This window comes from Saccharothrix syringae (assembly GCF_009498035.1).
Classification (GTDB): domain Bacteria; phylum Actinomycetota; class Actinomycetes; order Mycobacteriales; family Pseudonocardiaceae; genus Actinosynnema; species Actinosynnema syringae.
Genome location: NZ_CP034550.1, coordinates 1,096,864 through 1,108,059 on the forward strand (window position 1 = coordinate 1,096,864; position 11,196 = coordinate 1,108,059).

Below are 11,196 nucleotides of genomic sequence, written 5' to 3' on the forward strand. Positions count from 1 at the left end.
ACAGTACTTGCTAGGCCACGCCTGCTCGACTGGAACTCGGAGAGCGACAGGAAGACCGTCTCCGCCCTCCGGCCACCCTCATGGACTACCGCCAACTCAGTCCACTACTGGCCACGCCGAACCGCGACGCCGGACCAATCAACCTGAACCGCCTGCGCCTCGAAGTCGAAGCGGTCTTCAACGCCTACCAGGCATCCAAGTACCGCTTCGTCGCCAGCCGAGTTCCGCTCCTGCTCGCGGATGCCGTCCAGGCGATGCGGATTCACGGCACCAAGCCCAGCGTCTCGTGGCCTCGGCTACCAGGCGCGACGTCCCTGCTCACCAAACTCGGAGAAGCGGACCTCGCCTGGATCGCTGTGGAACGCGGCCTCGCCGCAGTCCAGCAGACAGGCGCCCCCGTCATTCTCGGCTCACTGTTCCGCTCAGTCGTACACGCCCTGCTCTCCACCGGCCGCTACGCACCAGCCGTGCAGTCCACCGAAGCGGCAGCCGGAGTTCTCCACCTGGAACTGCCCCACATTAACCGCACCATGCTCTCGATCAGGAGTTCGAGTTCACGGCAGCAGGCCAGCGGCTACGACACTGTGCGGACCGCGGCCACGAGCTGTGCCAAGTCGACCTCCAACTGATCAGCGAGCTGGCCCACCTGAGGTGGAGCGGCGTCCAGCGGGTGCTGACTCACCGCAGGTGGGAGCTCTTCCGGGTTGCCGAGCAGCGACAGCGGGGTGCCGAGTGGCGAGAGCCGGTAGACGCGCCACCTGGGCGCGGTGGACTCGGCGAAGAAGAGCGTGGCGCCGTCGCGGAGAACCAGAGCGGCCCGGCTGGCGTTGCGGGCGAGGACGGCGGACTGCTTCCCCGCCACGGTCGCCGCCTGGGCAGCGGTGCGTCGCGGGTTGCGGAATTCGCCGTCCACCACCCAGACGCCGTCCATCAGCTGTGCGGGCAACCCGGCCTGCGCGAAGGCCGCCCGGAGTTCGGCTCGGGGATCGTCGACGACTGCTTCGGCGAGGTCGATGATCTTGTCCACCTCCGATTCGGACACCACTCTGGCGTGTGCCTGGGCGGCGCGGTGGAGGTAGTCCACCGCGAGTCGGCGGTCGGCGAACGCCACTGACTCGCGTGCGGCCTCCCAGGCGGCTTTGGCGATGATGTCGTGTTCACCTCCGCCGTGCGGCGAGGCGTCCTGGAAGAGCAGGGCGAGGCATACCGCCGTCAACGAGCACTGGTAGGAGATGATCCGTCCAGGGAGCGCATCCGTCTCGTCATCATCAGGCAGCAGGGCGTGAACGAGGTCCCGGACCTCCGTCCGCCAGCTCTCCTCCGTGCCCCACACGCCTGCGGCGAGGAGGTCCAGGTAGAGGAGGACGACGGTCATCCGCAGTTCCAGCGGTGGACGGGCGGGACGGGACACCGCTTTGACCCACCGCGTCGCCCAGGTCCGCAGCTTGCGGTGTTCGGACGGCGGGATGGTCCGGTGCTCCGAGTCGGGCTCGATCTCGGTGTCCACGACGTCCTCGTCCTCGTCATCGGCGAGTTCGGCGTCGTCCGGGTCCGCTCCGACCGTCCATCTCGTGACCGTGCCGTCGGGCAGCCGCGGAGAGGAGGGGAAGACGAGGCCCGTCAGTGAAGGACCGAGCATCCCCTCCACGTGGTGCAGCCACGCACCCCAGCGGTCTTCGGAGGAGGCGACTTCGACTGCGGACGGTTGCGTTCGCAGGGCGGAGGCGCCGGTGGGCGGCCGCTGCGACACCTGGCTGAGCAGGCGCAGGAGATCGGCGTTGAAGCGGGCGGCCAGCGCCGGATCGGTGATGGTCTTGTCCAGCTCGTAGTCACGGACGAGACGGGGCCGGTCCTGTTCGTCCTCGCGCGGCAGACAGCGCACGGGGTCCGTGAGGTACACCGCGGAGGACACGACGCGCTCACCCGAGACATCCACCCATGCGCGCACAGCGCCGCCGAGCTGTTCCGGCGCCGGGAACCGCAGGGTCGCCGAAGCCTCCCCGGTGGGGCGCCAGACGTGAAACGCCGTCCAAGTCCCTGGGGTTCCGTCAGGGGAGGACTCGATGGTGATCGGCTCGCGGGCGGTGGTCGTCAGCTCCACGACCAGGTCCTGCTCTTGGCGTCGCGCCCCCAGCAGGACCAGCGTGACCGCGCGTCGAGGTTGTGTTGCTAATGCGTGCGCCTGGCTGGGCGGGATCGTGGTCGCTGCGGTGCCCTCCGGCAGCAGGCTGTCGGGGACGGGCGCGAGAGCGACCAGTTCGCAGTTGCCGCCTGCGGCGGTGGTGCTCAGCATCGCGGCCGCTGTGCAGTTCGCGCTGCCCACCAACGCCGTGGTGACCCCGTCGGCAACCCACTCCACGAGCTTGCCGTGATAGGTGCGGCTTTCGTCCAGCAACCGGAAGCAGGCCGTCGGCATGGTCGCCGCGACCCCTGCCAGGGCAGCGGCGTCGTACTGCGACAAGGTCGGTTGCAGGGCCACGTCCAGTGCGGCAGGGGAGAACCGGTCGACCAGCGCCCGCAGGGCCGCGCCACGCGGGTCGAAGAACGGCGAGCTGACCCGCAGCGCGTCCACGGGCCCTGGCGACAGCCGGCTGAGGATCGGCTGTCGCAGGTTGCCGAAGATCCGCAGGTCCGGAAGCGAGTCGTCAATCTGGTCGGGGGCCACGTAGCCGCCCACGCGGACGACCGCGTCCGCGATCCACGTGGGCATCGCGACCACCTCGGGCAGATCGACCAACCAGGCGGCGAGGTCGCGTTGCGCGGTCGGCCCCCGCCGCGTTGACGTGCGCAGCACCAGCCAGAGCTCCTGGTTGTGCCCCCACCCGGACCACGTGGGGTTGCCCGAGCCGATCGCTGCCCACACGTCGTCATCGCCCACCAGGACGACGAGCTTGGGGTGGAACGCCCCGGCGCACGCCGCGTGGCCGTGCTGGTAGGTCCTGCCCGCGTACCGGACGTCGACTGGTTCGTGCACGGCCTGCCCCGCGCCCCCGAGGACGGTGATGCGAGCGCCCAGGGCACGCGCCGTGGGAACGCAGTGGCGTTCCAGGAAGACCAGGTCGTGCGTGAAGCCGGTGATGAGGACTTCGCGCAAGCGAGCCCCGTCCGACCGGTCACGCCATTCGCGCAGCAGGGTCAAGGGGGAGTGGAACTCGTGATCCGCCCGGCTCATCCGGCCAACTCCAGCAGTTCGGTGCAGAGCGGGGTGATCCCGTCCGCGGTGAAGAGGCCGAGCTGTTCGGCCATCGCCGAGAGCTGGTAGATGCGCAGACCCACGTTGCCCGCCCCCTCCGCCTGCTCGGCGAAGTACCGGCCGTTGCGCTCGTGCAACTTGCTGAACACGGTCATCCGGCCGTCGTCACCGACCCGCAGCTTGCGCAGGGCGACCCTGCGGGACTGCGCGATCATGTCGTCCACGAAAGCACGGGCGAGTTCGGGCAGCGGCTGGTCCTCGTGCTCGGACCTGCGGAATGCGACCCAGTTGGGGTCCAGGAACTGGCCGCGTCCAGATGAGCTGCGGCGACGTCCCAGGAACGCGTCGAGGCTGCGACCCTCCAGGTGCTCAAGGCGCCGTGCGCCGAGCAGCAGTACGGCCAGGTCGGCCTCCGGGGAGAACGGCTCACCGAGGAAGGACTCCTCCGCGGGCAGCGGGTACCCCTTCCGGTCCACGGCTGGCGGCAGGGACCGGGTGAACTCCCGTACGGTCACGTCGGACACCTCGGAACTGATCCACGCGTGGAGGTCGTCCCTGGTCGCGGTTCCGCTCATGTCGAGCACCTGTTGGACGAGTGCTGCCCACATGCGGCGCCACGCGCCGACCGAGTGGTGCCGGAGCAGCACACCGCGCCACGCCCGCGCTCGCTCGTCGCCGATGAGGACCGGATCGGTGTCGAGGGTGTCGCCGTAGGCGAGGTAATGCCGAAATGCTTCCACGCGAGCCTTGCCGGGCATGCGTTGAACTGCCCGTGCCAGGAAGCGCAGTGTGGCTCGCCGCGTGTGGTCGTCACCGCTCCACTCCTCCGGTAGGTGGCGTCCGTTGCGCGTCGCGGCGAAGAGATCGCGTAATGGCGGCAGGTCAGGGGTGTCCGGAGCCTCCATCGCCAGCGCGGAAAGCCGATCGACATCGCCGTCGCTCAGCTCCTCGCGCGTGGCGAGGTCGATGAGCGGCCGGAACATCCGACTCACCGAGAGGGAACACGGGTGTTTGCCAGCACGGAGTGCACCGGCCTCGATGGTGACGGTGCCCATGGCCATGCTCGGACCGTTGTACTGCGACCAGAAGCCCCACGAACGAGGCGAGTACGAAGAACGTCCCGGGCTCGCCAGGCCGGTGGTGAAGCCCTTGTTCAGCAGTGATTGGACGGTATCGGTGCCGTGCGCGAACAGGGCTTTGTCATGAGCTATCGATGTGCGAGCCAGACCGACCTCGGTACGACGCACCAGCGTCTGGCACGCCGCAGCGTCGAGGTCGCGTTGCCCCGCGTGGTCGGCCAGCGCCCAGTACAAGGAGTAGTAGCGGACCAGCCTGGTCAGCGTGGACACGCCGGGCACCAGCGTGTCCACCATGCTCGTCACCGGTGCTTCAACCGAGAGCGGGTAGCGACCGCCGCGCCGGTCGAGACCGGGCTCGCACCACCGGGGTCCGTCCACCTCGGTGGGGATCACAGTGCTCCGCCGGATCCGAACTCAATACCATGCACCTCATGGTGATCGTTCGTGACCGCGCCTTCGTTTCATCGGGTCCAGGACAGATCTCACGGCATCACGCCGCTTGAGCCGGTGCTTTGATGTCGTCATGTCTTCTCATCGCCCGTAGACGGTGCAACTACTGCAACGTTTGAGTGGGAGGTTCTGCCGCTGCGTCTCGCTTCAAGGCGGACCATCTGCAGCAGTCTTGAGCGCGCTCGCAGTCCGACAAGCGAACGTAAGGGACATGAGGTCGTTGGTCATTGCCCAACTGAGATTTTTTTGACAGGCTCGCCAAGGAGTGGGACTTGCGTAGTTCGTCAACCGTCGTACAGGCGGCTGACGGTTGCGCCAATCCTTGCCTTCTCGAGGTAGTGCGGCAGTTCTATTCAGAGTGGCAATTTCTTTTCAAAATACTAGATTCGGTAGTGTCAGTCGGTCGACTTTTCGTCGGTACCTCGAAGTGGGATGCCGAATGCATGGTGGGCGCTGTTGTCGCAACTCACGTTGACAGCGGGATGGACCCATCCGTTGCACTTGAACGGCTTGCTGATTTGGTGCCTTTTCTGCCGGTTCGCCGGGAACTGTTTGCTTTGGTCGACCTGTTAGTGATCTTAACGTGGTCCACGATCGCTGTTCCGACAGCTCTGGCCAACTGAGGAGGTACGGCGTTCCCGATGAGCCTGCCGAGTGAGGAGAATTGAACCGGGTCACTTGGGGCCACGAACTCATAGTCCGGCGGGAAACTCTGCAGGTTGGCGGCCTCTCGCAGAGTGAGGGCGCGGTCCTGATCGGGATGGCCGAACCGTCCCGTGCCGAAGTTGTACGACATGGTGGTGATGGTGGGAGACGGCTCGTCCCATACCATTCGCGCGTATACATTGCGGAAAGTTGATCCGGATTCTTTGCGGTGACATGGGGCTCGCAAATCCTCGGGCCAGTCTTCCCAGGTGCCGCCGGGCTTGGACTTCTGAATGCGTTCGAAATTCTTTTCGCTCAAAGCACGGCTCTTGTGGAGTCGATCATGAGGGTGTGTCTGTCCATGGGCTACCGGAGGCAGGTCGTAGATCGCCTGACGAACGGTGACGTACTCGCTGGAGCTGAGGGTGCCCTTCGGCACGGTGATCTCACCCAGCAGTGAGGCGAGGAGGACCAGTCGCCTACGGTGTTGAGGTACGCCGTATGCAGGGCAGTGGCACGACTTGAAGTCCACGTGGTACCCGAGTGCCCGGAGCTGGGTGACGAAGCCCTTGAAGATCGAAGCGCTCCCTATGCGGGGAACGTTCTCCATCGTCACGATCTCCGGCATCGTCGCTTCGATCAGTCGACGCACCTCGTCGACCAAGGGCCACTGGCGTTCCTGTGAGGTGTCGACCCCTCGACGGTAGGACGAGAACGGCTGGCACGGAGCGCAGCCCGCCAGGACGCGGATGCGGGTGTCGTCAGGCCACATCGCGGCAAGTTCGCCTGCTTCGAGGTCGCAGATGTCCCGCTGGTGGAACGGCGCCCGGAGGTTGGTGCTGAAGGGATACGCGCAGGCCGGGTCAAGGTCGACGCCAGCGGCGATGTGGATCCCTGACTCCCGCAGGCCATAGGAGAGTCCGCCGACACCGCAGAACAGGTCGACTGCAGAGATCTTGGGGGGTCGGACGGCCATGCCGGCACTGTAATGGATCTACAGAGAGTAGCGCGGGTGATCCCGGGCTGTGGGAGCAGGTGAGCCGCCTCGGGCGGTCCATGCCAGCGTGTTGCGGGAGTGACCGGCTGATCCGTCGGGACGTTCCGGGCGTGAGTGTCGCGGATGCAGGGGCATCGAATTACGATTTGATCAACAGGTCGGTTCGTGCGTCACGTCGGCAGCTCTTCCGCCGATGAGCCTCTGGAACCGAGGAGGTGCTCATGGCGACCCCCGTGCAAGCCTCGGCGCGCCGTCCGGCAAGCGCGCCGCGCGTCAACAACCTCGTAGCCGAACTGCGAGTGATCCTGCGGAAACACGAGGCAGGCTCGAGTCACCGGTTCCTGGCCGAGTTCGTTGCCCGGCACCATTTGACCCACCACGACGTTGACGCGCTGTTGTCGGCTCTGGAGCAGAACGGCGCAGACTTGCCCGATTCCGGCGCTACCAACGCGGAGGAGACCGGGCCGGGTGAAGTGATGGTCGAAGGGGCGATGGCGGCGGGGCCTGATCCGGACTTCGCCTGGATGTTCGGGGAAGAGCCGGAAGCGGCTCCCCTGCGGGCTGTCGATGATGTCGTGGGTCGGGCGTTCGACGACCTCCTCGGGGATTGGTTGCGAAGCGGGGGGCAACTCACTCGGGCGGACGTCGCGCTTCTCGCGAGTACGCGAGGATTGAGTCTTGCCGAACAGGGGCAGTTGCTGGTCCTCCTCGAGGGTGCGGGAATCCAGTTGTCGGCCCCCAGGGACCTGCGGCCGAAGAGAGCCGCTGAGCACGGGTACGAGTTCCACGAGGATGTGGTCGGCCAATACCTGAGGGCGATCAAGCGCTATCCATTGATCGACGGCTCCCGGGAGGTGGAACTGTGGGCCTTGATTTCCCAAGGTGCGGCTGCCCAGGGTGAACTGGACAAGGCAGAGAACGGAACATTGGCAGCGGATCTCCAGCGCAACCTGCAGGCTCAGGCTATCGCAGGGCAACGTGCCCACGCAGAGTTGGTGTGCGCCAACCTGAGGCTGGTGGTCTCGATCGCCAAGGCCAGGCATTACGACCTCTGCGGAGTGGAATTCGCTGATCGCATCCAGGATGGCAACATGGGGCTGATGCGTGCGGCGGACAAGTTCGACGGGTCGAAGGGCTTCAAGTTCTCGACCTACGCCACGTGGTGGATCAGACAGTCGATCGAACGCGGTATCGCGGACAGGGGAAGTACGATCCGTATCCCCGTCCACATCCACGAGCAGGCCCAGAAGATCCGGAAGGCAACATCCGGGTTGACCGCACGGCTCGATCGCGCACCCGTGCTGAGTGAAATTGCCGATGCGACAGGGATCGCCCCCGGACAGGTTCAGGCGGTGCTCGACCTCACGCGGCCCGTTGTCAGTCTCGACCATCTCATGGGAGATGAGGGAGATCTTCGCCTGTCCGACGTGCTGATCAGCGAAGATGAGCGCGACGGTCGTGTCGATCCAGCGGGAATCATCACTCACGCCGTGATGCGGGAGGAGTTGGCGCGCACGCTCGCCGCAGTCCTTCCTGCGCGATCCGTCCGGATCCTTGAACGCAGGTTCGGTATCGGCACAGGTGATGAGGAAACCCTGGACGAGATCGGTGCGACCTTTGGTGTAACGCGTGAGCGCATACGGCAGATCCAAAACCAGTCCTTGAAAATTTTGCGTCAGAACCAGTGCGTGGCCGCCCTGCGGTCATACGTCGTGGCCGATTGAGGCCGCTCGGATCGGCGACCACCCGGAGGGAACAGGCAGTGAACAGCACTAGCCGTCAGTCACCGCAGCAGGTGTACCAGGCGTTCGTCGACTGGCTAGATCGCCGGGTCGTCGCCGCCGGGCGGGGCGACGGGCTCGACCGCTTGGAGGTCGCGCCCGCGGGGACGTTCTGGCTGGGTCGGTTGGCATGCGAGGAGGAGGTTCGCAAGGGCGCCGGTGACGAACGGTCGGAGCGGCTAGACCCCTGTGCGATCGGTATCCGGTTACGGCCCGCGAGCGAACCCTCCTGGCCGATGACGGTGACGGTGCGGGCGCGGGGATGGGTGCAGGACCCCAAGGACGGGCCCGTCCCGGACAAGCGCTGGTGGCGCACCGATCTCGTCGAGGAGCGGGTGCTGGTGAAGGTCGACCGAAAAGGCGGGGTATTCGGCGCTCGGCAACTGGCCGACGCGTTCACTGCCGTGGGCGCACCGGGCTTGACGGCCGAGGTACGCGTTGACGTGGAGGACTGGCACCGGCAGACGGAACTGGTGGTGCAGTTGGTCAATACCAGTCCCGAGAAGGCGAAGGACCTGACCGATTCACACTTGTACGAGACCCAGATCGAAATTTCAGGCTTGGATACGGTGCCGTTTCAATTGGAAGCGCTGCCGGATAGCTTCCGCTACGACCGGGCCATACCCGCGTACGGCATCAACGTTGGCGTCGACGTTCCCGAGCCCAGGGTCTTCCGCAGTTCGGACACCGTCAGCGTGCAGACCTTTCGGCCCGACTACTGGAACAGTACGCACACCGCGCCGGACCTGTCATTCGCGACGCTGGCGAAGAACCCCCTGCCACAGCTTGAAGCCCTGATCGAGGCGCTGACCGCCTACGACAACGCCCACTGGTCGTCCCCGGTACTGGATGCCCGACAGGCAGCCGAGGAGTGGACGCCGACGATGCGCAAGGAGGCGAACAGATCGGCAAAGGACGTGTTCGCGGAGCTGAACCGCCTGAGGGCCGGGCTGAAGCTTATGCAGAAAGATCCGGACATCCTGCGCGCCTTCCGGTTGATGAACGAGGCGATCGGGCTCAGCGCACGCGGGCGGTACACCGGGTGGCGGCCGTTCCAGGTGGGTTTCCTGCTGTCGACGGTCCGCTTCCTCGCCGAGCCGGAGGAAGAGGCGAACTACGTCGACACGGTGTGGTTCGCCACGGGTGGCGGCAAGACCGAGACCTACCTCGGGCTGCTGTTGACGGCGGCGTTCCACGACCGCTTGACCGGCAAGCCCTTGGGCGTGACGGCCTGGTCGCGGTTCCCGTTGCGACTGCTGAGCCTGCAACAGACCCAGCGGTTCGCCGATGCGCTCGCCGCGGCCGAGGTCGTCCGCCAGGATCGCGGTGTCGGGGGGAGCCAGTTCAGCCTCGGCTTCCTCGTCGGCCAGGCTGGCACGCCCAACAAAATCGTCCCGAAGACGGAGAACGACGAGGACATCACCCCGGACAGCCCGGGAATGCCCGACAAGTACCGGGTGCTGCTGCGCTGTCCGTTCTGCCGGGACGAGAACCTGCGGATGCACTTCGACCGCCAGCGGTGGAAGCTTGAGCACCGCTGTACCAATTCGGACTGCCGGATGCACCGCCGGGCTCTGCCGGTGTACGTCGTGGACCAAGAGGTGTTCCGATTCCTGCCCACGGTGGTGGTCGGCACCTTGGACAAGGCCGCTTCGATCGGTATGCAGCAGGCCATGCGCGGCCTGATCGGCCCGCCGCGGGCGCTGTGCCCGGAACAGTGGCACGGCTTCACCTACGCCGAGCGGTCGAAGACTCCGAACGGATGCCTGGTGCCTAACTGCCAGGGCGGGCTGGTCCCCAAGCCGCTGCCGATGGACGAGCGGCGGTTCGCACCGTCCCTGCGGTTGCAGGATGAGCTGCACCTGCTGCGCGACAGCCTGGGAGCGGTTGACTCCCACTACGAGAGCCTGCTGGACCACCTCCAGCAGAAGCTGTCCGGCAGGCGCGCCAAGATCGTTGCGAGTAGCGCGACCCTCACGGGCTACGACCGCCAGGTTGACGTGCTCTACCGGCGGAAAGGCCGAGTGTTCCCGCAGCCGGGCCCGCGGGCGGGCGAGTCGTTCTGGACCGTGCCGACCGCGCAGCCGCTGCGCCGGTTCGTGGCTGTCGCCCCACGCGGCGTGACGCTGGAGCACGTGAGCGACCGCACCCTGGACACGCTGCAGCGCTGCATCAGGGACCTGCTGGAAGACCCAGCCGTGGTGTGCGCTGAGGCAGGCATCGAGCCCCGGTATGCCGACATGGTGATCAGCCAGTACGGCACCAACGTCGTCTACGGTACGACCCTCTACGACGTGGAGGCCGCCGGGCGAAGTCTGGGCAGCAACAACACCGTCGCCGGCATCAACGTCGAGCAGCTGACCGGCCAGACGGACTTCGACGAGGTACGCGGCATCCTCGAACGGCTGGAGAACCCCGAGGACGACTTCGCCGAACGCGTCCACGTCGTCGCCGCCAGCTCGATGCTCTCCCACGGCGTGGACGTCGACCGGCTCAACACGATGGTGATGCTGGGTCTGCCGCTGACCACGGCGGAGTTCATCCAGACGACCGCACGGGTCGGGCGTCGACACCCCGGACTGGTCTACGTCCTGCACAAGATCGGCCGGGAGCGGGACGCCCAGACATTCCGCCACTTCGGGCCATACGTGCGCCAGGGCGACCGGTTCGTCGACCCCATCCCGATCACCCGACGCAGCCGCCGCGTCCTGGACCTCACGATCCCTGGCGCCGTGGCGGCCCGGACGCTGATGATCCGCGAGCCGGAGAGCCGACAGAAACTGAGCACCCCTGCGAGGCTGCGTGACTACATCCGCGGCACAGGTCTGACGCCTGAGGTGGAAGCCGATGCGGTGGCGGAGCTTCTCGGCCTGAAAGGGCCCGAGGACACCCTGCACCAGCAGCAGATCCTCGACTGGTTGCAGGAGTGGTTCGCTGATCTGGAGGACCCGACCTCGAAGGCCCGGTTCATCGGTGAACTTGGTCCGAACGCTCCGATGCGGAGCCTGCGGGACGTCGAAGCCAGCGCTCCCATCCACGACTGACAGGCGG

General features: G+C 66.4%; 6 protein-coding genes. 3 read left to right on the forward strand and 3 right to left on the reverse strand.

Annotated features, from left to right (window positions below):
• The first annotated feature begins 80 nt into the window (after positions 1-80).
• Positions 81-629: a hypothetical protein gene (locus tag EKG83_RS05270; RefSeq protein WP_153277891.1), complete on the forward strand. Its 549-nt coding sequence runs from the start codon at positions 81-83 to the stop codon at positions 627-629.
• On the opposite strand, the gene EKG83_RS05275 is transcribed toward EKG83_RS05270, so the two are convergent.
• The 3 genes from EKG83_RS05275 to EKG83_RS05285 all read right to left on the reverse strand — a co-directional run bounded on the left by EKG83_RS05275 (position 575) and on the right by EKG83_RS05285 (position 6,343).
• The gene (locus EKG83_RS05275) at positions 575-3,139 is read right to left on the reverse strand and encodes a phospholipase D-like domain-containing protein (protein WP_228122506.1); all 2,565 of its coding nucleotides are present in this window, start codon (positions 3,137-3,139) and stop codon (positions 575-577) included. The genes EKG83_RS05270 and EKG83_RS05275 overlap by 55 nt on opposite strands.
• A 29-nt stretch (positions 3,140-3,168) precedes the next feature.
• Entirely contained in the window at positions 3,169-4,665 is a 1,497-nt protein-coding gene (locus EKG83_RS05280; RefSeq protein WP_228122507.1) for a hypothetical protein, read from the reverse strand.
• A 523-nt stretch (positions 4,666-5,188) separates the two neighbouring features.
• Entirely contained in the window at positions 5,189-6,343 is a 1,155-nt protein-coding gene (locus EKG83_RS05285) for a DNA cytosine methyltransferase (RefSeq protein ID WP_084716265.1), read from the reverse strand.
• A 242-nt stretch (positions 6,344-6,585) separates the two neighbouring features.
• On the opposite strand from EKG83_RS05285, the gene EKG83_RS05290 reads away from it, so the two are divergent.
• Both EKG83_RS05290 and EKG83_RS05295 read left to right on the forward strand, forming a co-directional pair.
• Positions 6,586-8,088: a sigma-70 family RNA polymerase sigma factor gene (locus EKG83_RS05290; protein WP_084716276.1), complete on the forward strand. Its 1,503-nt coding sequence runs from the start codon at positions 6,586-6,588 to the stop codon at positions 8,086-8,088.
• Between the two features lie 38 nt (positions 8,089-8,126).
• Positions 8,127-11,189 carry a helicase-related protein gene (locus EKG83_RS05295; RefSeq protein WP_033430051.1) on the forward strand — a complete coding sequence of 1,021 codons (3,063 nt, stop codon included), beginning with the start codon at positions 8,127-8,129 and terminating at the stop codon, positions 11,187-11,189.
• Positions 11,190-11,196: the final 7 nt, after the last annotated feature.

Bases quoted from the DNA above. Each gene is read 5' to 3' on its own strand.
- EKG83_RS05270 (WP_153277891.1), top strand. From the start codon at position 81: ATGGACTACCGCCAACTCAGTCCACTACTGGCCACGCCGAACCGCGAC.
- EKG83_RS05285 (WP_084716265.1), bottom strand. From the start codon at position 6,343: ATGGCCGTCCGACCCCCCAAGATCTCTGCAGTCGACCTGTTCTGCGGT.
- EKG83_RS05290 (WP_084716276.1), top strand. From the start codon at position 6,586: ATGGCGACCCCCGTGCAAGCCTCGGCGCGCCGTCCGGCAAGCGCGCCG.